This is a genomic window from Metabacillus mangrovi, from assembly GCF_009711125.1.
Taxonomy (GTDB): Bacteria; Bacillota; Bacilli; order Bacillales; family Bacillaceae; genus Metabacillus_B; species Metabacillus_B mangrovi.
On the sequence record NZ_WMIB01000011.1, the window covers coordinates 95414 to 119760 of the forward strand.

At 47.0% G+C, this 24347-nt stretch carries 21 protein-coding genes and 1 rRNA gene; 13 read left to right on the forward strand and 9 right to left on the reverse strand.

Features of this window, described 5'->3' with window-relative positions; all coding sequences use genetic code 11:
• Positions 1-37: 37 nt before the first annotated feature.
• The gene (locus GKZ89_RS12160) at positions 38-778 is read right to left on the reverse strand and encodes a hypothetical protein (RefSeq protein ID WP_155112678.1); all 741 of its coding nucleotides are present in this window, start codon (positions 776-778) and stop codon (positions 38-40) included.
• 176 nt (positions 779-954) lie between these two features.
• On the opposite strand from GKZ89_RS12160, the gene GKZ89_RS12165 reads away from it, so the two are divergent.
• Positions 955-1107 carry a hypothetical protein gene (locus tag GKZ89_RS12165; RefSeq protein ID WP_155112679.1) on the forward strand — a complete coding sequence of 51 codons (153 nt, stop codon included), beginning with the start codon at positions 955-957 and terminating at the stop codon, positions 1105-1107.
• An 832-nt stretch (positions 1108-1939) separates the two neighbouring features.
• Here GKZ89_RS12165 and noc read toward each other — a convergent pair.
• From noc to rpmH, 8 genes are all read right to left on the reverse strand, one after another.
• Positions 1940-2812: a nucleoid occlusion protein gene (gene noc / locus GKZ89_RS12175; RefSeq protein ID WP_155112680.1), complete on the reverse strand. Its 873-nt coding sequence runs from the start codon at positions 2810-2812 to the stop codon at positions 1940-1942.
• Between the two features lie 101 nt (positions 2813-2913).
• A complete protein-coding gene (rsmG, locus tag GKZ89_RS12180) occupies positions 2914-3630 on the reverse strand; it encodes a 16S rRNA (guanine(527)-N(7))-methyltransferase RsmG (protein WP_155112681.1) in 717 nt (238 codons plus the stop codon).
• A 23-nt stretch (positions 3631-3653) separates the two neighbouring features.
• A complete protein-coding gene (gene mnmG / locus GKZ89_RS12185; RefSeq protein WP_155112682.1) occupies positions 3654-5543 on the reverse strand; it encodes a tRNA uridine-5-carboxymethylaminomethyl(34) synthesis enzyme MnmG in 1890 nt (629 codons plus the stop codon).
• Positions 5544-5603: 60 nt separating this feature from the next.
• Positions 5604-6989: a tRNA uridine-5-carboxymethylaminomethyl(34) synthesis GTPase MnmE gene (gene mnmE / locus GKZ89_RS12190; protein WP_155112683.1), complete on the reverse strand. Its 1386-nt coding sequence runs from the start codon at positions 6987-6989 to the stop codon at positions 5604-5606.
• A gap of 565 nt (positions 6990-7554) precedes the next feature.
• Positions 7555-8298: an RNA-binding cell elongation regulator Jag/EloR gene (jag, locus tag GKZ89_RS12195; RefSeq protein ID WP_155112684.1), complete on the reverse strand. Its 744-nt coding sequence runs from the start codon at positions 8296-8298 to the stop codon at positions 7555-7557.
• The gene (gene spoIIIJ / locus GKZ89_RS12200) at positions 8295-9116 is read right to left on the reverse strand and encodes a YidC family membrane integrase SpoIIIJ (RefSeq protein WP_155112685.1); all 822 of its coding nucleotides are present in this window, start codon (positions 9114-9116) and stop codon (positions 8295-8297) included. Before spoIIIJ ends, jag begins: the two co-directional genes overlap by 4 nt.
• Before the next feature lie 125 nt (positions 9117-9241).
• Positions 9242-9601, reverse strand: coding sequence for a ribonuclease P protein component (rnpA, locus tag GKZ89_RS12205; RefSeq protein ID WP_162356788.1), 360 nt, complete (start codon positions 9599-9601; stop codon positions 9242-9244).
• 119 nt (positions 9602-9720) lie between these two features.
• Positions 9721-9855 carry a 50S ribosomal protein L34 gene (gene rpmH / locus GKZ89_RS12210; protein ID WP_066109727.1) on the reverse strand — a complete coding sequence of 45 codons (135 nt, stop codon included), beginning with the start codon at positions 9853-9855 and terminating at the stop codon, positions 9721-9723.
• A gap of 589 nt (positions 9856-10444) precedes the next feature.
• Here rpmH and dnaA point away from each other — a divergent pair.
• The 12 genes from dnaA to GKZ89_RS12270 all read left to right on the forward strand — a co-directional run.
• Positions 10445-11794, forward strand: coding sequence for a chromosomal replication initiator protein DnaA (dnaA, locus tag GKZ89_RS12215; protein ID WP_155112686.1), 1350 nt, complete (start codon positions 10445-10447; stop codon positions 11792-11794).
• A 177-nt stretch (positions 11795-11971) separates the two neighbouring features.
• Positions 11972-13108: a DNA polymerase III subunit beta gene (gene dnaN / locus GKZ89_RS12220; protein WP_155112687.1), complete on the forward strand. Its 1137-nt coding sequence runs from the start codon at positions 11972-11974 to the stop codon at positions 13106-13108.
• A gap of 195 nt (positions 13109-13303) precedes the next feature.
• Entirely contained in the window at positions 13304-13534 is a 231-nt protein-coding gene (gene yaaA, locus GKZ89_RS12225; RefSeq protein ID WP_155112688.1) for a S4 domain-containing protein YaaA, read from the forward strand.
• 18 nt (positions 13535-13552) lie between these two features.
• Entirely contained in the window at positions 13553-14677 is a 1125-nt protein-coding gene (gene recF, locus GKZ89_RS12230) for a DNA replication/repair protein RecF (protein ID WP_155112689.1), read from the forward strand.
• 7 nt (positions 14678-14684) lie between these two features.
• Entirely contained in the window at positions 14685-14960 is a 276-nt protein-coding gene (remB, locus tag GKZ89_RS12235; protein WP_155112690.1) for an extracellular matrix regulator RemB, read from the forward strand.
• Positions 14961-14993: 33 nt separating this feature from the next.
• Positions 14994-16916, forward strand: coding sequence for a DNA topoisomerase (ATP-hydrolyzing) subunit B (gene gyrB / locus GKZ89_RS12240; protein ID WP_155112702.1), 1923 nt, complete (start codon positions 14994-14996; stop codon positions 16914-16916).
• 233 nt (positions 16917-17149) lie between these two features.
• The gene (locus GKZ89_RS12245; protein WP_155112691.1) at positions 17150-18385 is read left to right on the forward strand and encodes an ABC transporter substrate-binding protein; all 1236 of its coding nucleotides are present in this window, start codon (positions 17150-17152) and stop codon (positions 18383-18385) included.
• A gap of 26 nt (positions 18386-18411) precedes the next feature.
• On the forward strand, positions 18412-19275 hold the full coding sequence (locus GKZ89_RS12250; RefSeq protein WP_155112692.1) for a carbohydrate ABC transporter permease: 864 nt from the start codon (positions 18412-18414) through the stop codon (positions 19273-19275).
• The gene (locus GKZ89_RS12255) at positions 19275-20096 is read left to right on the forward strand and encodes a carbohydrate ABC transporter permease (protein ID WP_155112693.1); all 822 of its coding nucleotides are present in this window, start codon (positions 19275-19277) and stop codon (positions 20094-20096) included. The genes GKZ89_RS12250 and GKZ89_RS12255 overlap by 1 nt, the downstream gene beginning before the upstream one ends.
• 204 nt (positions 20097-20300) lie before the next feature.
• Positions 20301-22760, forward strand: coding sequence for a DNA gyrase subunit A (gyrA, locus tag GKZ89_RS12260; protein WP_155112694.1), 2460 nt, complete (start codon positions 20301-20303; stop codon positions 22758-22760).
• A gap of 105 nt (positions 22761-22865) precedes the next feature.
• Positions 22866-23939 (forward strand): HD domain-containing phosphohydrolase, encoded by a 1074-nt coding sequence (locus tag GKZ89_RS21420; RefSeq protein WP_162356790.1) that lies wholly within the window; start codon positions 22866-22868, stop codon positions 23937-23939.
• 333 nt (positions 23940-24272) lie between these two features.
• Positions 24273-24347, forward strand: a 16S ribosomal RNA gene (locus GKZ89_RS12270); the annotation flags it as partial.

The window sequence follows — 24347 nt, forward strand, 5'->3', positions numbered from 1 at the left end:
ATTCAGTGAAAAACGTATGCTTACATTTAGGTCACTATTAGTTCTGACAAACTAATTTCAGTGTCCATGTGCTACGGCCTCGATTCATTGTAACCCACGTACTAACCCCTACACCATGAAGCGTTATCACAGGCTCCCAACTACTAGGCGCATTATAGGCAAACGTATTACCCGATGGGTACATTGTTTGACTTTGTTGCACGTAACCACTATCTTTTAAACGTTGACCACTCGCACCATATATCACCTTTTTTTGACTTATTGTCACTGAAGTATCAGCTCGCTCCCATCCACCAGTCGCACGAGTGATGTCGTGATACGTATAATCGCCCTTGACGTGTCTGGTGAAATAATAAGTGGCATAAGCTCTCACTGAGTATGACTCGTCCCACAATGAAGCCGATCTGGAACTGCTACCAGAAGCCATCTGCTGCCCCACGTCAGCGGTAAACGCAGTCACTGCGAATTCTTCAAGCCTTGTTCCATCATTTTTCTCTGAAACTTTTAAAAGTTGAGAAGTGGATATGAGGTCGACAGCGGTTTCACTCGCCCCTCCTCCTTCTTTGGTCAAAGAGGCGTCTAATTTGTCTTCGATCACATTGGCATCCAAATCATTGACGTTCTCTTTTGCTCTTTCAAATAGTTCATCGATGTCTTTAATCTCGACTTCCTCCGAGAGTACACGTATTGGGGCATCACTAACTTTTGCAAAAGTAGATTCTCCGAAGAAACTAAACGCCAGTGTAACCGTTAACATTAATGCAAACCATTTTTTCACGATTTAACCCACTTCCTTTTTATGTAATATATTCCATTTAAAGTTAACGCTTTTATTGTCGGAAATCAATGTAAATTAGTAAAATATTCTAAATATTTTTTCATTTAAAAAAAAGGAAGTACCTTTCTATTTGACGAATTGTTTTTAGTTAATAGAATAGAAAGGGTGATCCAATTATGAACAGCGAAAAGAACAAGAAAAAGAAAAACCAAAGTCAGATTGAATCCGGCGATGCTCTTGGGCGAATCTTATCAGGAACGCCAACCATCGGTGGGGCAATTGTAATGGGAATCATCCTTATTATTGTTCTGTATAACATCTTTGCATGAATTTTTACATGCGGCGATTTTCGTCAACCGAACTATTTTTTGCTATTTTAACATCACAAATCGAGTAGGAGGAGGTGATTAACCCTCGACCTCTCACACCACCGTACGTACGGATCCGTATACGGCGGTTCAATTTTATTCTAGGCACGTACTTTAATCCAGGGACTAGCCCAAATGAGGCTAGTTTCTTATTGTTATGGTTGTGGTCATTACCCACGAAGATGCAATTCGTGCTGGTCCCTTGCTTGTGTGGCTGTTTTTATAAGCATCATTTCGGTTCATTCCCAGTTTGATTAGGTTCTTTCGGCGGTTTTTAGCTGTCTTCCACTTTTTCCAGATACACATTCTGAGCCTGAACAATGTGTGAGCATCGACTTTCCTCAGAAGCGTTCATAATGTTGCTCAATAAAGGCGACAGATTCCCCCCTTGCGGCGTACCGATGACGGCTTCTTTATACTCGTCATTGATTTGGACCCCACTAACTAGGAATTTTCGGATTAAGGAGATGAAATCTCCGTCGTCCACTGTTCTTGAACAGTTAAGGTGCGTATTCTTTCCCTCCATCTATCTGCCATATATACGACGAAAGTACAGTAGCTATGGACTTCACCCTCTTTTGCAGCCTTATCCTCTAACGGCGCGTATTATATGATTTCTGTTTGTCAGACCGTAGGTTTGCCTCGAGCTTCCTTCAGATTCCACGTCGCCGTGGACACCCTTGCTTTTGGCTATGTACTTACCGCTACTTAAGGTCGTACTTGGGACTTTCACCCGTTAGAGTTCGCCCATGCTGGGCGAACAAAAAAACTCTCTAATCATAAGATTAGAGAGCTACTTGGGAATTTTGATGGTGAATTGAATGTATTCTTCAAATTCTTCTTCTTCCGAATTGATCTGGACTCCCGTGTCCTGCACCATCGTAAGGGACTGCCGGATCGTGTTCATCGCGATCCGTGTGTCGCGGCTGAAGGCTTTGCGCTTCGGCTTTGGTTTTGGCTTTTCTTTTTCGAGCATTTTGACGACCCTGTCCTCGGTCTGCTTAACGTTCAGCTGCTTTTCGATGACCTCGAGCAGCAGGGCATTTTGAAGCTCGGGCTTTTTAAGAGGGATGAGCGCTCTTGCATGGCGCTCGGTTATGCTTTTCTGCATAAGGGATTCCTGCACCTCATCCGGGAGCTTCAGAAGCCGTAGCTTGTTCGCGACCGTGGACTGGCCTTTGCCGAGCCGCTGGGCGAGGGCTTCCTGTGTCAGCTCATGGAGTTCGAGAAGCCGTGCATAAGCAAGGGCCTCCTCAATGGCGGACAGCTCCTCACGCTGAAGGTTCTCGATCAGCGCCACAGATGCGGTTTCTTTATCATTAAATTCTTTAATAATGGCAGGAATGGTTTCCCAGCCCAATCTCTGGACCGCTCTCCAGCGGCGCTCACCGGCAATCAGCTCATATTTGCCGCCGGCTGGCCGGACAACAATCGGCTGGATGATTCCGTGTGTGCGGATTGTCATGGACAGCTCATCTATTTTTTCATCCGAGAAGACGGAACGGGGCTGAAAACGGTTCGGAGTGATGTCAAGAACAGGAATCTGTTTGACTTCCTCCCGCACGGGTTCTTCTTCTGCTGCTGGTTCAATCTCCTGATTTTCAAGCGTCTGATCTGTTTCTTCCTTTTCTCCAAGACCGAAGAAACGGGAAAACGGATGCTTCATATGCGTACACCACCTTTTGAAACTGCCAATTTAGTATTCTATTTTCTGAGCCGGAATTCCTGCATGCCAATAAGCACATGGGTACTTTTTCAAAATATGGATCATTCAATTGGTGTTTTATTCGGTGTTCCGGGTTTGCGCGGATATTTTCCGGGAGTCGCTTTGATTTTATGGATGACGACGATGTTTCTGTCGCTTTCCTCAAGCGGCAGCTGGAAAGAATGAACGGCTTCAACCTTTCCTCCAAGAACGGTGACCGCTTTTTCGCCTGCTTTCATTTCCTCGTCTGCGGATGCCGCTTTCAGGGCTACGAAGTGTCCGTCTTTTTTAACGAGCGGGAGGCAGAGTTCACTCAGCACAGACAGCCGGGCAACCGCTCTTGCTGTGGCCACATCATACTGTTCACGGTGCTGCTTGTTTTTGCCGAACGTTTCCGCTCTGTCATGATAAAAATGAACGTTCTCAAGCTTCAGCTGTTTGGCGAGCTCTTCTAAAAATGTGATCCGCTTGTTCAGTGAGTCAACGATAGAAACCTTAAGCTGCGGGAAGCAGATCTTGATCGGCAGGCTCGGGAATCCCGCTCCTGCACCGACATCACACAGGGACAGCGGCTTGGAAAAATCAAAATAAAAGGCAGCACTGATGGAGTCGTAGAAGTGCTTTAAGTAGACTTCCTTTTCCTCTGTGATAGAGGTCAGGTTCATTTTCTCATTCCACTCAACGAGCAGATGGTAGTACGTATCAAATTGGGAAAGCTGTTCCGGAGAAAGGGAAATGCCTTTCTCCTCCAGCTTGGATTGAAATAGGGAGATGTCCATCATACAATCCTTTCTTTTGTGCTTTAGTCGTTCGCTACTTTTGCTATGCGGCCCTGCTCAATATAAACGAGGAGGATGGATATGTCAGCCGGATTGACACCGGCGATCCTGGAAGCCTGCGCCATGGAGAGCGGACGCACTTCCTTCAGCTTCTGGCGTGCTTCGGATGCCAGGCTGTTGATCGCATCGTAATCGATGTTTTCCGGAATTTTTTTATTTTCCATCTTTTTCAGTTTATCGACCTGCTGAAGGGATTTATCAATATACCCTTCGTATTTAATTTGAATTTCTACCTGCTCGGATACGTCCGGATCTACAGAAACATCAGCAGGCGCAACGGCCGCGATGTGGCTGTAATTCACTTCCGGCCGCTTCAGAAGGTCCGCAGCACGGATCCCGTCCTTCAGCTCGCTGCCTCCGGTTGAGCGGATCATTTCCTGCACCGCTTCAGAAGGCTTCAGCATGGCTTTGGACAGGCGCTCTTTCTCCGCTTCGATCGCTGCTTTTTTATCTGTGAACCGCTGATAACGGTCTTCACTGATCAAGCCAATCCGATGGCCTTTTTCCGTCAGGCGAAGATCGGCGTTGTCATGGCGGAGGAGAAGGCGGTATTCCGCACGGGACGTCAACAGACGGTACGGCTCGCTCGTTCCTTTTGTGACCAGATCATCAATGAGCACACCAATATAGGCATCTGAGCGGCTTAGAATCAGCTGATCGCGGCCGAGAGCTTTGAGGCCTGCGTTGATTCCTGCCATAATGCCCTGTCCGGCTGCTTCTTCATAGCCGGATGTTCCGTTGATCTGGCCTGCTGTATAGAGGCCGGGTACTTTTTTCGTTTCCAGGGTCGGCCAAAGCTGAGTCGGAACGATCGCATCATATTCAATCGCATAGCCCGGTCTCATCATCTGGACATTCTCAAGGCCGGGAATGGTGCTCAATATCTGCTTCTGCACGTCTTCCGGAAGACTTGTGGAAAGACCCTGCACGTAAACTTCCTCCGTATTGCGGCCCTCTGGCTCAAGGAAGATCTGATGGCGCGGCTTGTCGTTGAAACGCACCACTTTATCTTCTATGGAAGGGCAATAGCGGGGGCCTGTCCCTTTAATCATACCGGAATACATCGGCGATCTGTGCAGATTGCTGTCGATGATCTGATGGGTTTCTTCACTTGTATACGTAAGCCAGCATGGAAGCTGATCGGTAATAAATTTCGTCGTCTCATACGAAAAGGCACGGGGTACTTCATCGCCCGGCTGGATTTCCGTTTTGCTGTAATCGATGGTTTTGCTGTCCACACGCGGAGGCGTTCCGGTTTTAAAACGGACAAGATCAAAGCCAAGCTCCTGCAGGTGCTCAGACAGCTTGATGGATGGCTGCTGATTATTCGGACCACTGGAATAAGAAAGCTCTCCGAGAATAATTTTTCCGCGAAGGAACGTTCCAGTCGTCAGTACAACGGTTTTGGAATGGTATTCAGCACCGGTCTGCGTGACAACACCTCGGCATTCGCCATCCTCGATCAGGAGGTGATCGACCATTCCCTGCATGAGGGTTAGGTTCGGTTCATTTTCCATAGTCTTTTTCATTTCGTGCTGATACGTAAACTTATCCGCCTGGGCACGCAATGCTCTCACGGCAGGACCTTTCCCTGTATTCAGCATTCTCATTTGAATGTGGGTTTTATCTATATTTTTGCCCATTTCTCCGCCAAGGGCATCGATTTCACGGACAACAATTCCTTTTGCGGGCCCTCCGACAGAAGGGTTGCAGGGCATAAACGCGACCATATCGAGATTGATGGTCAACGCAAGCGTCTTTGCGCCCAGTCTCGCAGCAGCAAGAGCGGACTCAACCCCGGCATGTCCGGCCCCAACAACGATGACATCATAATCACCAGCATGATATGCCAATGTGGTTTCCTCCTTTATTTTTTACATCGTTTCATCTATTTCTCTGCTGTAATCAGCAGATTATTTTCCAAGACAGAACTGGGAAAACAGCTGATCGATCAGGCTCTCATGAACCGATTCGCCGATTACTTCTCCGAGCTGTTCCCACGCACGCGTCAAATCAATCTGTACCATATCAATCGGCACACCGGCCTCAATGCCGTTCAGTGCTTCCTCAATCGACCGCTTCGCCTGTGTCATGAGGGCAATATGGCGGGAATTGGATACATAGGTCATATCTCCAAGGGCAATATCCCCCTGGAAAAACAGGGACTGAATGGATTCCTCCAGTTTATCGATTCCCTCTTCTTCTTTAAGCGACGTCGTCACGACCGGACGGCCTTCTGAAAGCTGCATGACGCGTTCCATGTCAATGCTCTGCGGAAGGTCGGTCTTGTTGATGATGACGATAACGTCCATGCCTTTCACCGCTTCAAACAGCTGGACATCCTCATGGGTCAGCTCATCACTGTAGTTCAGAACGAGGAGAATCAGATCTGCCTCCTTCAAAACCTGGCGGGAGCGCTCCACACCAATTCTCTCAACGATGTCCTCTGTCTCACGGATGCCGGCTGTATCGACCAGTTTCAGAGGCACGCCTCTTACATTCACGTACTCTTCAATGACATCGCGGGTCGTCCCCGGTACATCTGTTACGATCGCTTTATTCTCATGAACAAGACTGTTCAGTAAAGAAGACTTTCCGACATTCGGGCGCCCAATAATGACAGTAGACAGCCCTTCTCTTAAAATTTTGCCCTGGCTTGAAGTCTGCAAGAGCTTCTCTATTTCATTCTTGACATAAGAAGCTTTTTCTACAAGCATCTGATGTGTCATTTCTTCCACATCATCATATTCCGGGTAATCAATGTTCACTTCCACGTGGGCTAGTGTCTCAAGGATTTCCTGGCGCAGCTTCCGGATCAGCTTGGAAAGCCGGCCCTCCATCTGGCCAAGAGCAACATTCATCGCTTTATCCGTCTTAGCGCGGATCAAATCCATGACCGCTTCAGCCTGAGAGAGGTCGATACGGCCGTTCATAAAGGCGCGTTTTGTGAATTCTCCCGGCTCTGCAAGCCTTGCTCCGCAGTTCAGGACAATCTGAAGTACCCGGTTCACGGAAACAAGTCCGCCGTGGCAGTTAATTTCAATAACATCCTCGCGGGTAAAGGTTCTTGGTCCTTTCATATAAGAAACCATGACCTCTTCAGCGACCTCATTCGTATCCGGGTCCACGATGCGGCCGTAATGAATGGTATGGGAGTCATTTTCAGACAGCGGCCTGCCTCCAGGCGCTGCAAAAATACGGTCAGCTATCGCTGCCGCTTCTCCGCCGCTCATCCGGACAATCGCAATTGCTCCTTCACCCATCGGTGTGGATACCGCTGCTATTGTATCAAATTCCAAGTCGTTCACCTCGTTGTATGGCAATCTATCTATAGTTCGGGAAATAATCGTAAAAGTGGTCATCAAATTTCAAAGATATCATATTCGGCAGGCAAAAGGAAGATTGAAGACGGGAGGAGTTATGCACATATTCTTTTTCTTTCGCTCTATATTTTAACTTATCCACATGTGAATAACAATATAAGTGCAGCAGGAGAATGAAAAAACAGCTGTCCACAGAAATTATGAAGAGCGGCTCCGACAGCCGACCGGAAACGTCGGAATTTAAGTTGAATGGTTTTCGGTTTTGCTGAATTTTTGGGGTTTATGCTGAAACTTATGGGTTTATGCTGAAACTTATGAGTTTATGCTGGATTTCCGAATTTTTGCTGAAACTTTTGAGTTTATGCTGGATTTCCGAATTTTTGCTGAAACTTTTGAGTTTACGCTGAATTCCCCGAGTTTTATGCTGAATCCACTAAAGTGAAACTCATCTGAGTGGTTGGGATTCTTGCTTTCGCTCCCTGGCTCAGGACCGCAAACAGCTTTCCAGGCAGAAAAAAAACCAGCCCTGATCAGGACTGGCTTACTTTTTTGGAACGATCACGATATAGCGCCTTGGTTCTTCTCCGGCCGAGTAGGTGGAGACGTTCCGGTTGCGCGCCAGCGCGGCGTGAATAATCTTTCGTTCATTGGATGGCATCGGTTCGAGGGCCACTTCTTTTGACGTTGACAGAGCCTGTCCTGCAAGCTTGCCGGCGAGCTGGACAAGGCTTTCTTCCCGGCGCTGCCGGTAGGATTCTGCATCGACTGTAACGTGAAAGTACTGATCAGAATGACGGTTTGCCGCCAGCTGGGTGAGATACTGAAGCGAGTTCAGCGTCTGGCCTCTTTTTCCGATCAGCAGCGCCATGTTTTCGCCTTCAATCAGGAAAGTGAGATTTCTTCCCTTTTGAATTTTTTCCACTGTCGCTTTCACACCCATCTGTTCCACCACGCTTTTCAAATAGGCGTGGGCTTCTTCTCCGGGTACTTCGCTGACAGCTTTGGGCGGTGCATGGTTCTCGGGCTTAGCAGCGGGCAGTTCCGCTTTTTCTTCGGTGTCAGGTGCTGCCGGCAGTACCGGTTCTTCCACTTTAGGGAGTTCGGTCTGTTCAGGAGCGGAAAGCACGACTCTTACCCGGGCTTCTTTTTTTCCGAAGCCGAGAAACCCGCGCCTTCCTTCTGACAATACTTCAATCGTTACTTCTTCTCTCGATGCTTTCAGAAGCTTCAATGCGGCTGAAACGGCTTCTTCAACGTTTGAACCTGCAGCCGTCGCCTCGTTCATTTTTTTGCTCCTGCTTTTTGCGGTGTTTTCGCATTGGCGGAAGCTTTAAGATCCGGTCCTTTGATAAGGAGGGACTGAATGATCATAAAGATGTTTCCGACTACCCAGTAAAGAGAGAGTGCTGCCGGGAACGTGATGGCGAAAACAACGATCATAATCGGCATCAGCCAAACCATCATCGCCATTTGCGGATTCTGGTTTTCTGTACCGGCCATCATAATTTTCTGCTGGATAAACGTTGTGATCCCTGCCACGATCGGAAGGATGTAAAATGGATCCTTCTCTCCAAGATCGAACCAGAGGAAGGCGTGTTCTTTAATGGCTTCCGTTCTCATGATCGCATGGTAAAAACCAATCAGGATCGGCATTTGAACGAGAAGCGGGAAACACCCTGCGAGCGGGTTGACGCCATGTGTCTGGAATAATGCCATCGTTTCCTGCTGCAGCTTCTGCTGTGTCTGCTGATCCTTAGAGCTGTATTTCTCGCGCAGCTTCTTCATTTCAGGCTGCAGTGCCTGCATGGCTTTAGAGCTTTTTGTCTGCTTGATCATCAGCGGCAAAATCGCAAAACGGATGAGCACGGTTACAATTATAATGGCAAGTCCATAATTTGCGGTCGCTGCTCCTCCGCCTGTCAAATCGGCGAAATACGTGATGATCCATGAAAGAGGGTAAACAATATACTGATTCCAAAACCCTGTACTTTTATCCGTAATTGGCTGATTGATTTCGGTACAGCCGGATAATAGGGTGACAAGACCAACAAGTGCAATTCCTAACCAAATGCGCCTCTTCAAACTTTGTCCTCCTAACAGCATGTCTATTTTTCAACTGGCAATACAATTGTTATAGAACCTCCGCCCGGAATACCGGGCATTGATTCACATGTATTTTACCATCTTTTTTTAGAGAATTGTTTTTTCTTTTCAAACGTTTCTTGACATCATTTTTCATCATTTTTCTTCTTCTTAACAAGCTTTGCTTTATTAAATAGATGAAAAAGGCTGCTGCGAACTTCTTCATAGCTCATTTCGGCCGCCGGTTTCCTGGCGATGACAATATAGTCCTTTCCTTTCGAAAGGAAATCTTTTTCTTCGAGAAAAATTTGCTTCACGAGCCGTTTCACACGGTTTCTCGTGACTGCATTCCCGATCTTCTTGCTGACAGAAAGTCCGAGTCTGAACTCTTTTTCTTCATCTCTATGAAGCGTATAAAGGACAAACTGACGGTTGGCGATCGATCTGCCTTTTTTAAATACCTGCTGAAAATCTTCATTCCGTTTAATGCGGTTTCTTTTTTTCACGCTTGCTCCACTCCGCTTTATTGCTCTTTAGAACCCATCTTCCTCTTAAGGGTAGCCAAACTGCCTTTCACTTTAAAACCCTTGTAATGAAAAAAAAAACCACTGACGTTTTCAGTGGCTTATGCGGATAAAACTTTTCTTCCTTTTCTGCGGCGGGCAGCAAGGACTCTACGTCCATTTTTAGTGCTCATGCGCGCACGGAAGCCGTGTACTTTACTGTGTTTACGTTTATTTGGTTGATAAGTACGTTTCATTATATGCACCTCCCTGAGGAATAGCTGTAAAAGACAGTCCTTATAAGTATAGTGACCATGCCAGGTAAATGTCAATAGGGAAAAAAACAGAAGACCTTTTTGAATTTTTTCACGCAGCGATCTTCTTCCGGAAAAAACGGTCTGTGGACAACTTTTCTAATGCATTTTTTTTATCCACACCCTTTATCGACACGTTTTTCACAGATTCGGCAAATGTGGACAATTTTTATCGACAGACTGTTGTTCTTGTGGATAAGTTTCATACCCCGTTGCAACAAATGGTTTATTTTGATATTATATTTGTGTTTTCACTCTTCATAACGAAAAGCACCATTTCAGATTATCCACAAACTGTGGATAAGATGTGGAAAGTTGATAACAGCGTGTTTGTAAACTTGTCCACAGAACGGGTTTTTTGTCGAAAACCTGCTTTTCTACTATATTATATCGTTATCAACAATTCAATACGCATGAATAAATATACAAAGGTCGCCGGAGAGGCTGTACAACTTCTGTACATGCCTATTTTTTTGACACATGGCACTAAAGATAGATAAAAAGACTTGGAGAAGGAGGGACAGAGCAGCTTATGGAAAATATCGCAGATCTTTGGACGAAGGCGCTTGGAGAAATTGAAAAAAAAATAAGCAAGCCCAGCTTCGACACATGGCTGAAATCAACAAAGGCCCATGCTCTTCAAGGGGATACACTGACGATTACGGCCCCGAATGAATTTGCAAGAGACTGGCTGGAGAGCCGCTACCTGCATTTGATCGCCAATATTATTTATGAATTGACCGGAGAAGAGCTGGCCGTAAAATTTATCATCCCGCTTAATCAGGATGAAGAGGATTTTATTCCGAAAACTCCTGCTAAACCGGTATCCAAAGAGGATGAAAACCAGATTGAGATTCCGCAGAATATGCTCAATCCGAAATATACGTTCGACACATTTGTCATCGGTTCCGGAAACCGCTTCGCCCATGCAGCATCCCTGGCAGTAGCCGAAGCACCCGCGAAAGCTTACAATCCGCTGTTTATATACGGAGGAGTCGGACTTGGAAAAACCCACCTTATGCATGCGATCGGCCATTATGTCATCGATCATAATCCGCAAGCCAAGGTGGTTTATCTTTCTTCTGAGAAGTTCACCAATGAATTCATCAACTCGATCCGTGACAACAAAGCGGTCGATTTCCGCAATAAATATCGAAGTGTGGATGTGCTTCTCATAGATGATATTCAGTTTCTGGCAGGGAAAGAACAGACCCAGGAGGAGTTTTTCCATACGTTCAACACGCTTCACGAGGAAAGCAAACAGATTGTCATTTCCAGTGACCGTCCTCCGAAGGAAATTCCGACACTGGAAGACCGTCTGCGAAGCCGCTTTGAATGGGGCCTGATTACAGACATTACACCGCCGGATCTGGAAACAAGGATCGCCATCCTCCGCAAAAAAGCGAAAGCGGAAGGACTTGATATCCCGAATGAGGTCATGCTTTACATAGCAAACCAAATCGATTCCAACATCCGGGAACTCGAAGGGGCGCTGATCCGGGTTGTCGCCTATTCTTCTTTGATCAATAAAGATATTAACGCTGATCTTGCAGCGGAGGCACTGAAGGATATCATTCCAAGCTCCAAACCCCGGATGGTAACGATCCAGGATATTCAAAAAACGGTCGGGCAGCACTATCAGGTGCGCCTCGAAGATTTTAAAGCGAAAAAACGGACGAAATCCGTCGCGTTTCCAAGGCAGATCGCTATGTACCTTTCTAGAGAAATGACGGATTCGTCCCTTCCGAAGATCGGGGAAGAGTTTGGCGGACGCGACCACACGACCGTGATTCATGCCCATGAAAAAATCAGCAAAATGCTTCAGGTTGATGATCAGCTGCAGCGTCAGGTGAAAGAGATCAGGGAATCTCTGAAAAACTAAAACGTGAATAATGTGCATAACTCCTTCTCATTCATACACAGTCTATCCACAGGTTGATAGGCTGTGTTTCCTTGTCTTTTATGAGTTATCCACATAATCACATGCCCTACTAGTACTTCTACTGCTTTTTAAAACATTATTTAATAGATTCAGACGCTAGAACAGGAGGAAAAAATGATGAAATTCGTCATTCAAAAAGATAAGCTTGCCCAAAGTGTGCAGGACGTAATGAAGGCTGTCTCTTCCAGAACCACGATTCCGATCCTTACGGGAATCAAAATTTCAGCAAACAGTGAAGGCGTAACATTGACAGGAAGCGATTCTGATATATCCATCGAGTCTTTTATTCCTGCTGAAGAAAAAGGAAAAATCAATGTTGAGGTCGAAACAGCTGGCAGCATTGTTCTCCAGGCCCGTTTTTTCAGTGAAATCGTTAAAAAACTTCCGAAGGACACAGTGGAGATGGAAGTTCAGAACCACTTTTCCACGATCATCCGGTCAGGAAAAGCTGAATTTAACCTGATTGGCCTTGATGCAGAGGAATATCCGCACCTTCCGAATGTCGAAGAAGATCATGTGTTCCGCATCCCGGCAGATTTGCTGAAAACATTGATCAGACAAACCGGGTTTGCCGTATCCACTTCTGAAACGAGACCGATACTAACAGGAGTGAACTGGCGTCTCGAGAATGGGGAATTAACGTGCATCGCAACTGACAGCCACCGGCTTGCACTACGGAAAACGTCGATTGATGGAGCAAACGAAGGCAAGTACAATGTCGTGATTCCAGGAAAAAGCCTGTCAGAGCTCAGCAAAATCCTGGATGATACAAATGATTTAACCGAAATTCTTTTTACGGACAATCAGGTGCTCTTCAAAGCGAAGAACATTTTATTCTTCTCCAGGCTTCTGGATGGCAACTATCCGGACACTTCCCGTCTGATCCCGGATGAGAGCAAAACGGATGTTCTTGTTCAGGCAAAGGAATTTCTGCAATCGATCGACCGTGCATCCTTGCTTGCAAAAGAGGGCCGGAACAATGTAGTTAAGCTTTCGACTATGGACGGAGGCATGCTTGAAATTTCCTCAAACTCTCCTGAAATCGGGAAGGTCATTGAAGAAGTGCAGACAGAGGAGATCAGCGGTGAAGAATTAAAAATTTCCTTCAGTGCCAAATATATGATGGACGCGCTTAAAGCACTGGACAGCAGTGAAATCAAAGTAAGCTTTACCGGAGCAATGCGGCCGTTTCTTATTCGGACGCCTGAGGATGACAGCATCCTGCAGCTGATTCTTCCAGTCCGCACCTATTAATCTTCAGAGAGCTGGCACTTCTACGCCAGCTCTTCTTTTGTGTCCGCTCAGAAAAGACAGTGTTCGATATAAAGAAACAAAAATCCCCTCGCTGTACTAATACAGAGTCAGGGGTTCTTTTCTTTTTTTAGGAAAAAAGTTAAAATAAAAGGTACGCCTAAATAGAACGGCCGAAATTGAACAGGAGGCGATCCTATGAGTGAGAAAAAACACGTCCGCATTGAGACGGAATATATAACCCTGGGCCAGTTTCTGAAGCTTGCCGATGTCATCCAGTCCGGCGGCATGGTCAAATGGTTTCTTGAAGAGCATGAGGTTTATGTGAATGGGGAGCCAGAGGACCGCCGCGGCAGGAAGCTGCGGAACGGTGATACGGTCGATGCAGGAGAAGCCGGGTCATTCGCTGTTATCAGCACGCATGAATAAAGCAAGGTTGGTGGATCGATGCACATTCAGGAACTGAAGCTGACAAATTACCGCAATTACTCTTCCCTCACTGTATCGTTTGAGAATAAAGTGAACGTCATTATCGGGGAAAATGCCCAGGGCAAAACGAACATGATGGAAGCTATCTACGTTCTTGCCATGGCAAAATCCCACCGGACCTCAAACGATAAAGATCTTATCCGCTGGGATGAAGAATATGCTAAAATAGAGGGAAGGGTTGTCAAGAGGGGCGGTTCCGTCCCCATGCAGCTGGTACTTTCCAAAAAAGGAAAAACAGCGAAAATCAACCACCTGGAACAGCGGAAGCTAAGCCAGTATATCGGGGCAGTCAATGTGATTATGTTCGCTCCTGAAGATCTGAACCTCGTCAAAGGAAGCCCGCAGGTGAGGAGAAGGTTTGTGGATATGGAGATCGGACAGGTTTCGGCTGTCTATTTGCATGACCTGAGCCTCTATCAGAAAATCCTTCAGCAGCGTAATCATTATCTGAAGCAGCTGCAGACCCGCAAACAGCATGACCGGACAATGCTTGACGTACTTACCCAGCAGCTGAGTGAAGCGGCTGCCAAGCTTTACAGGAAGCGGAGAGTTTTTACCAATCAGCTTGAAAAATGGGCCCAGCCCATTCATTCCGGCATCTCAAGAGGCCTTGAGACACTGACCATCCAATATAAATCTACTGCAGACGTATCAGAAGACGCGGATTTGTCGAAAATGACAGATGTGTATCTGGAAAAATTTGATGCGATAAAAGAAAGAGAAATAGAACGCGGAACCACGCTTGCCGGGCCTCACAGAGACGATCTCCAGTTCCTCGTGAACGGCCGGGACGTCCAGACCTTCGGTTCACAGGGCCAGCAGCGCACAACCGCACTGTCTTTAAAGCTCGCAGAAATCGAGCTGATTCATGAAGAGATAGGGGAATATCCTATTCTTCTTTTGGATGACGTGCTGTCGGAGCTTGACGATTACCGGCAGTCGCATCTTCTGAACACGATCCAGGGAAGGGTTCAGACCTTTGTCACGACCACCAGTGTGGAAGGGATCGATCATCAGACGCTGAAGGAAGCGGCTGCCTACCGGGTAGCCTCAGGCGGACTGGAAACGAACGAATCGGGGTGAGACGCGTATGTACATCCATCTGGGTGATGACTTTGTTGTTCCGTCGAAGGACGTAATCATGATCATGGACACGGCTTCTTCCAAAACGTCGGATATAGTACCGGAGTTTCTGGATAAGCAGAAAGAGAAAGTGGTCCGGCTTTCGGAAGGGGAAGCGAAGTCCATCGTAGTCACAGAGAAGCATATTTATTTTTCCCCCCTAGCAGCAGGAACGCTAAAGAAACGGGCGCATATCGCGTTTGATATAGATTCAATTCGAAAAACAAACTTAATGGCCCCATAAGCCGTTTGAAAAGAGCAGGTGAACTAATTGGCTATGGAACAAAAACAAGTGGAACAGCAAAGCTATGATGAAAATCAGATACAGGTTCTTGAAGGACTTGAAGCCGTAAGAAAACGTCCGGGGATGTATATCGGTTCGACAAGCGCCCGGGGACTGCATCACTTGGTCTGGGAAATTGTCGATAACAGCATTGATGAAGCCCTTGCCGGCTACTGCGATGAGATTGTCGTCACGATCGAGGAAAACAACAGCATCACAGTAACAGATAACGGACGCGGAATTCCGGTCGGAATCCATGAGAAGATGGGCCGTCCGGCTGTAGAGGTCATCATGACGGTCCTTCATGCCGGCGGAAAATTTGGCGGCGGCGGATACAAGGTGTCCGGCGGACTTCACGGAGTAGGGGCTTCGGTTGTTAATGCCCTTTCAACGAACCTGATTGTCACGGTGCACCGGGACGGCAAAATCCACCGCCAGGGCTTCCAGCGGGGGGTGCCGCAGGGTGATCTTGAAATCATCGGGGAAACGGATAAAACCGGAACGATCACTCATTTTGAACCGGATCCGGAAATTTTCTCGGAAACGACTGAATATGATTACGACACACTTGCCAACCGTTTAAGAGAGCTCGCTTTCCTGAACCGCGGCCTTAAAATCATCATTGAAGACAAACGCGAGAATAAGCGCCGGAATGAATACTATTATGAAGGCGGCATCAAATCGTATGTCGAGCACTTGAACCGTACGAAAGAAGCGATTCATGATGAGCCTGTTTACCTTGAAGGATCAAAAGACGGCATCACGATCGAGATCGCTTTTCAATACAATGACGGATACACGAGCAGCATTTACTCGTTTGCCAACAACATTCATACGTATGAAGGCGGAACGCACGAGGCCGGTTTTAAAACGGCTCTTACCCGTGTCATTAACGATTACGCCCGGAAACATAATGTTTTCAAAGACAGCGATGCCAACCTGTCCGGTGAAGATGTCCGGGAAGGGATTACCGCAATTGTAAGCATCAAGCATCCGGATCCTCAATTTGAAGGACAGACGAAAACAAAGCTTGGAAATTCGGAAGCCCGTACAGTAACCGATTCCCTCTTTGACGCAGGCTTTGAAAAATTCCTGCTCGAGAATCCTTCTGTCGCTAAGAAAATTGTGGAGAAGGGCCTCATGGCAGCCAGAGCAAGGATGGCTGCGAAAAAGGCGCGTGAGCTGACAAGACGCAAAAGTGCCCTTGAAATCTCCAATCTGCCTGGTAAACTGGCTGACTGTTCTTCTAAGGATCCTTCCATCAGCGAACTGTATGTAGTTGAGGGTGACTCTGCAGGCGGATCAGCGAAACAGGGAAGAAGCCGTCATTTTCAGGCGATCCTGCCGCTTCGCGGAAAAATCATTAACGTAGAAAAGGCCCGCCTTGATAAAATCCTTTCAAACAACGAGATCCGGACGATCATCACGGCTCTTGGAACAGGGATCGGCGAGGATTTTGATATCACTAAAGCCCGTTATCATAAAATTGTCATCATGACAGATGCAGACGTGGATGGAGCACATATCCGTACCCTGCTGCTGACGTTCTTCTACCGCTATATGCGTGAAATCATTGAGAAAGGCTATATTTACATTGCGCAGCCGCCGCTGTATAAAATTCAGCAGGGCAAACGGATTGAATATGCCTACAATGATCGCGAACTTGAACGGCTCCTTGGCGAAATCCCGCAAAATCCGAAGCCTGGAATTCAGCGGTATAAAGGACTTGGTGAGATGAACCCTGAGCAGCTTTGGGAGACAACAATGGATCCGGAATCCAGAACCCTTCTCCAGGTCAGCCTTCAGGATGCGATCGAAGCGGATGAAACCTTTGATATCCTTATGGGAGACAAAGTAGAGCCGCGCCGCCATTTCATTGAAGAAAATGCACAATACGTTAAAAACCTTGATATTTAACTCTCAAATGCCCGCTCATGCAGCGGGCATTTTTTTATAAAGGCTGGTTTTAACTAGTTTACTTAAGGAACGCAGGAGCTTCTGACCTCCTGTTTATCAGGTGCTGGAAAAAAGCATGTAAGAGTTTACAGCTTAGGAAGCTGTTGGTATGATAGAATTGACGTAAACGTTTACACGAGTATTTTTTTGCCTGTTTGCGTAAACGTTTACGAACTAAGAGAGGAGACTGCAGCATGTGGAGAAAACGGTTTGCAGCATCTTTCGGTCTAGCTGCCGGCACGTTTCTGCTCGCCGGATGCCAGGCTGAGAATGCATCATCTGACGGAAAAATAAAGCTCGAGCTGTTTTCCAATAAAGCAGAGAACGTCGGTACATTCGAAGGGCTGATCACAGAGTTTGAAAAAGAGAATCCAGCGATTGATATTCAGCTGAACGCGCCGCCTGAAGCAGAAACCGTGCTGAAGACGAGGCTGGTAAAAGAGGATATGCCTGACCTGCTCGCCATAGGAGGCAACGGTTCTTACGGTGAACTCGCGAATGCCGGCATCTTTTATGACTTTTCCAAAAGCGGCCTGCTTGATCAGGTGAAGCCGTCCTATACTGAGATGATTGATGAGCTTGCCAATGAAAAAGAGGGTACATACGGGATTCCATTTGCTACGAACGCCAATGTGGTCATATACAACAAGGCAAAATTGAAGGAATACGGACTGACCCCTCCAAATATATGGAGTGACTTCATTGGACAGTTGGAAACAGTTAAAAAAGCAGGAGATGTGCCGATCTACTTCACTTTAAAAGATGCATGGACCGGGATGATCCCATGGAATTCTGTAGCAGGAAATCTTCAGGGTGAAAATTTTGCCGAAAAAAAGCGAAACGATAAAGCGAGCTTTACGGAAGATTATAACGATGTTGCAGACAAAATGCTGACGCTCCTCCAGTACGGGCATCAAAACAATTACGGTTACGGCTATGCAGATGGAAATAAGGCATTTGCCAACGGGGAAGGGGTCTTTTACCTCCAGGGAAACTGGGCAATCCCGGAGATCCAGAAACTGAATCCTGATCTGGAAATGGGGGTTTTCCCGCTCCCAGTAACGGATGATCCAAAGAAAAACAACCTCGTTTCAGGAGTCGATGTTCTCCTGACGATGAATAAAGAGATTGAACATGAAGAGGAAGCAAAGAAATTCCTGGCCTTTATGCTGGAAAAAGAGAATTCAAAGCGCTACATCGATGAGCAGAAGGCATTTTCTGCCCTGGAAGATGTGATTCAGGAGGACCCGGTCATGCAGGGCATCCAGGAAAGCTTTGAGAAGGAGCAGCTGACCGGTTTCCCCGATCACGCCTATCCAAGAGCTATCCGGGCTGAGGGGCTGATTCAGGAATTCCTGATCAGAAAAGATAAAGAGGCATTTTTGCGTAAGATGGACCGGGAGTGGGACAAGGTTCAAAACCGCTATTAAACAATTGAGAGGGGAGGACTGGGGAGATGAAAAATAGACAGCGTGCCTTTATGTTGATGACCATCCCGGCACTCATTCTGTTCTTTGTTTTTCACACATACCCTGCACTTCAGGGAATCTATTACAGCTTCACAGATTATAAAGGCTACGGGGAATGGAGCTTCGTCGGTCTGAAAAACTACTTCAATGTGTTTCAGGATGAACGGGCGCTTCAGGCGTACGGATTTACCTTTCAGTTTGCGGTGGTCGCTACAATTCTCGTGAATGTTTTCAGCTTGCTGATCGCCATCGGCCTCAATTCCAGGATCAAATTTTCAAAAACGCTGAGAGCCGTTTACTTTTTGCCGAACATCCTGAGCATTTTGATCGTCGGCTACATATTCAACTTTATTTTCACCATGTTTGTGCCGGAGATCGCCCAGGTGCTTGGCATTAATGCCCTGGCTGAAAACATCCTCGGGAAGCCCGATGTTGCCTGGCTTGGAATACTGACTGTATCTGTATGGCAGGCGGTTGCATTTAATACGATCCTTTATCTGGCCGGGCTTGTTACCATTCCGGAGGATATGTATGAAGCGGCAAGCATCGATGGGGCGGGTGTATGGAGAAAGTTCTGGAACATTACCTTCCCGCTCATCGCACCGTTCTTCACGATCAATATGGTTCTTGCGATGAAGAACTTCCTGATGATCTTCGACCACATCATCGCTATGACCGGCGGAGGCCCCGGGACGTCTACTGAGTCTATCTCGCTCCTTATCTTCCGCGGAGGATTTGAGGGTGGAGAATTTGCCTATCAGTCTGCCAACGCTGTGATCTATTTCCTTGTGATTGTGATTATTTCGGTTGTGCAGCTGCGTTACCTGCAGAGAAGAGAGGTGGAGCTGTAATGAAAAAAGGAAAAACGAACTGGCTCGTAACCCTCCTTCTGCTGGCGGGCTCGGTGCTCATCTTATTTCCGCTGTACCTGGCTGTAACGATCTCGTTTAAAACACCGGAGGAAATGGGCAAGTCCCTGCTCGCCTTGCCGGAACAGTGGAATTTCTCAAACTATGCAAAAGCGATTGAACTGACGAACTTTTTCAATGCATTCGGGAACAGTCTGCTGATTACGGTCTTTGTCGTCGTCCTCACTCTATTGACAAATTCCATGGTGGCCTACGCGATCGCCCGGAACATGCATAAAAAATTCTATAAGTTTATCTTTTATTATCTCGTTAGTGCGATGTTCATTCCGTTTCCGATCATCATGCTTCCGATCGTGAAGCAGACTGCTCAGTGGAACCTGGATAACCTGATCGGCCTGATTTTCCTTTATGTCGTTTACGGACTCGCCTTTAACGTGTTTTTATATGTCGGGTACATTAAATCCATTCCGAAAGAGCTTGAGGAGGCAGCGATTGTGGATGGCGCAAGTACATGGGGCGTCTTCTGGAAGGTTATCTTCCCGCTGCTGATGCCGATGAATGCAACGGTTGGAATCCTGACAACCCTCTGGGCCTGGAATGACTTCATGCTGCCGCTCGTTATCATCAGCGACCGGGAGCTCTCGACACTGCCGCTTGTCCAGTTCGTTTTCCAGGGACAGTTCAGCACCGACTACAATCTCGCTTTCTCTTCCTATCTGATGGCACTTGCCCCAATGATTCTCGTTTATATCATTGCGCAAAAATGGATCATCAGGGGAGTAACAAAGGGTGCGATCAAATAAAGCATCAGAGCCTCCTGCCATGCAGGGGGCTTTTTTCCTTTAGCCATGCGCGACATTTTCCGTAATTGACGTGTAATATAAAGGGATTATTGATATAATGGAGAATATGGCCTGATTTAAGCTGCTATAATCTTTCATACGATTTTGATATAAACGGAGATAGTTTTTCTAACTCCCAAACTAAAGTTCTGGGGAGGTTTAAACATGGCTGAAGATAAGACACCTCAAGTGAGGGAAATAAATATCAGTCAGGAAATGCGGTCGTCCTTTTTGGATTACGCGATGAGCGTAATCGTTTCGAGGGCCCTTCCTGATGTAAGGGACGGACTGAAGCCCGTCCACCGCCGGATTCTTTACGCAATGAATGACCTCGGCATGACAAGCGATAAGCCTTTTAAAAAGTCTGCCCGTATCGTCGGAGAAGTAATCGGTAAGTATCACCCCCACGGTGACTCTGCTGTTTATGACACGATGGTCCGGATGGCGCAGGACTTTAACTTCCGCTATATGCTGGTGGACGGCCACGGAAACTTCGGTTCGGTGGATGGAGATGCAGCAGCTGCGATGCGTTACACAGAAGCGCGCATGTCCAAAATCTCAATGGAAATCTTGAGAGATATTAATAAAGATACGATCGATTATCAGGATAACTATGATGGTTCCGAGAAAGAACCGGTCGTTCTTCCAGCCAGATTCCCCAACCTGCTCGTTAACGGTGCAGCAGGAATCGCGGTCGGGATGGCAACGAATATTCCCCCGCATCAGCTCGGTGAAATCATTGACGGAGTCCTTGCTGTCAGCAAAAATCCGGAAATTTCAATAGCTGAACTGATGGACATCATTCCGGGACCGGATTTCCCGACAGCTGGCCAGATCCTCGGGCGCAGCGGAATCCGCAAGGCCTACGAGACAGGTCGCGGCTCGATCATCATCCGCGCCAAAGTGGAAATTGAAGAAAAGCCGTCGGGCAAGCAGGTAATTCTCGTTCATGAGCTTCCTTATCAGGTAAACAAGGCGAGACTGATCGAAAAGATTGCCGACCTCGTCCGTGATAAGAAGATTGATGGAATTTCCGACCTCCGTGATGAGTCAGACCGGAACGGAATGAGAATTGTCATAGAAGTCCGCAAAGATGCGAATGCCAACGTTCTTTTGAACAACCTCTATAAACAGACGGCTCTTCAGACAAGCTTTGGAATCAACATGCTTGCTCTGGCAGACGGCCAGCCGCAGGTATTAAATTTGAAACAGTTCCTTGAGCATTACCTTGAGCATCAGAAAGTCGTTATTAAACGCCGTACTGCGTTCGAACTGAGAAAAGCGGAAGCACGGGCCCATATATTAGAAGGCCTGCGCATCGCACTCGATCATCTCGATGCGGTCATCGCCCTGATCCGCGGATCACAGACGACGGATATTGCGCGTAATGGCTTAATGGAGCAGTTTTCCCTCAGTGAAAAGCAGGCACAGGCGATCCTTGATATGCGCCTTCAGCGCCTGACCGGACTGGAGCGGGAAAAAATCGAAGAGGAATACCAGGGCCTCGTTGCTCTGATTGCCGAGCTTAAAGCGATCCTTGCCGATGAAGAAAAAGTTCTTGAAATCATCAGGGAAGAGCTTCTTGAAATCAAAGAGCGCTTCAACGATGTGCGCCGTACGGAAATTATCGCAGGTGGTGCAGAAATCTTTGAGGACGAGGATCTGATTCCGGAAGAAAATATCGTTCTGACCCTCACACATAAGGGCTACATCAAGCGCCAGCCGATCTCGGCCTACCGCAGCCAAAAGCGCGGAGGCAGAGGAATACAGGGAATGGGTACAAATGAAGATGATTTCGTTGATCAGTTATTGACGACTTCTACTCATGATACGATCCTGTACTTCACGAACAAAGGAAAAGTGTACCGGACAAAAGGATACGAAATTCCTGAGTACGGACGGACGGCGAAGGGTCTTCCGATCATCAACCTTCTCGGAGTCGAGCGGGATGAGTGGGTGAAAGCCATTATTCCGGTATCGGAATTTGCAGATGACTGGTATTTGTTCTTCACCACAAAGCAGGGGATATCCAAGAGGACACCTCTTTCCCAATTCGCGAACATCCGTACAAACGGCCTGATCGCCCTTGGATTGCGTGAGGAAGATGAATTAATCTCAGTCCGTCTGACCGACGGATCGAAAGACATCATCATCGGAACGAAGGATGGCATGATGATCCGTTTCCCTGAATCCGACGTCCGCCAGATGGGAAGAACCGCAACCGGCGTGAAAGGCATCAGCCTGAGTGAAGATGATGAAGCAGTAGGGATGGAGATTCTGGAGGAAGACACAGATATCCTGATCGTGACCCGCAATGGATTTGGAAAACGGACTCCTGCCGGAGAGTACCGCATTCAGAGCCGTGGAGGAAAGGGTCTGAAAACCTGCAACATTACAGATAAGAACGGGCCGGTCGTTTCATTTAAAGCATCCGCAGGCGAAGAGGATCTCATGCTGATTACAGCAAACGGGGTTCTGATCCGCATGGATGTAAACGATATTTCTACAATGGGAAGGAACACACAGGGGGTACGCCTGATCCGATTGGGTGAAAACCACCACGTTTCCACAGTTGCTCTTGTAGAAAAAGAAGAGCTGGAAGAAAATCATCCAGAAGCAGAATAAAATAATGACAAAAAAAGGAGCAGCCGTTAAAGGTTGCTCCTTTTTGTGCCGATATAAATGATAAATAGGTCTAATGACTCAATTTATCTAAAAGGGGGGCTGCAGGTGAGGACCGGACTTGAACAGTTAATAGAAGGGTGTATCCTATCTGAAGATGTGACGAGCAGATCAAGAGATCCGATTATGAAGAAGGACACCATTCTCAATCAGGAGATGATCGGAGTACTGAATGCATTTCTTATAAAAGAAGCAGCTGTAAAGCCTTATCTGAGCAGCGGAGAGCCTTTTCAGCCGGGTTATTCGATTCAAAGCAGGCAGCAGTCACCACAGGAAAGCTTTTCGGATTGTACTTCAGATTTCAGAAAAAATGCGGAACTGTTTCATCTTGCGTTTCTTTCCTGGCAGTCAGGAGCAGCTGTGGATCTGCCTAAAATCAGAGAGATTGTCCTGCCTCTTGCAGAAAGGTATAAGGAGGAGCCCGGAGAGCTGCTGAAAATCCCTTCAGCATTTTCAAGCCAGGCCTATGTAGCTCAGCACAGTCTGGCAGTATCCATGCTGAGTGCCTTTATTGCAAACCAGCTCGGTTTTCCGCAGGGAGAAGTGAACCAGATTGCATTGGCGGGAGCGTTAAGTGACTGCGGAATGGCCAAAATGACTCCGGCAGTCCTGCAAAAGAAACTCGCACTCACGGATCGGGAATTCGCTGAGATTAAACAGCATTCCATCGCCGGCTATAAAATGATTAAAGAAATATCAACAATTAAAGAAGGAGTGAAGGTTGGCGTCCTCCAGCACCATGAGCGGCTGGACGGCAGCGGGTATCCGCTCGGAGTCAAAGGCGAACAGCTTCATCCATACGGAAAAATCGTAGCCGCTGCTGATACATTCATGGCTATGATCTGTCCGAGACCGTATCGGAGCCCCCTCTCACCTTTTAAGGTAATAGAAGAAATGAAACAGGACAGCTTCGGGAAATTTGATCTGAGTACAGTTGATGTAATATCAAAAATGCTTGCCCGGCTGCTCCGCGGCTCACATGTTAAACTGTCAGATGGAACGATTGGGGAAGTCATTTTTACGGACCCGCAGCATCCGGTCAGACCCATTATCCGGACGAACGGAAAAGAAATGGTGCAGCTTGAAAAGCGGCTGGATCTTTATATAGAAGAAATCCTCTAAGAAGCCGAATCTTCCCGGCTTCTTTTTTCAGCGGTTTGCAGCGGGTAAACCGCGGCTCCATGCGAAAGGTGAAGCGATCCGACAGAGGAGTGCGGATAAGAAGGGCCTGAGAAATCTTCCTCTTTTAAAGTAATTACTAAGCATCAGAATGAGTTTAGTTAGGTGCGAGAAAAAAAGATCAAAAAAGTTTTAGAAAAACCTTGACCATGGATAGTGCCCGGTGGTATATTAAGATAGTTCCTTCGGGAGCAGTGCTAAAAAGTTCCTTGAAAACTAAACAAATCGAAGTGCCAACGTTAATTCTAAAGTTTTAAACAAGAGCTAGTCAAACACTTTTTGGAGAGTTTGATCCTGGCTCAGGACGAACGCTGGCGGCGTGCCTAATACATGCAAGTCGAGCGGATCTCT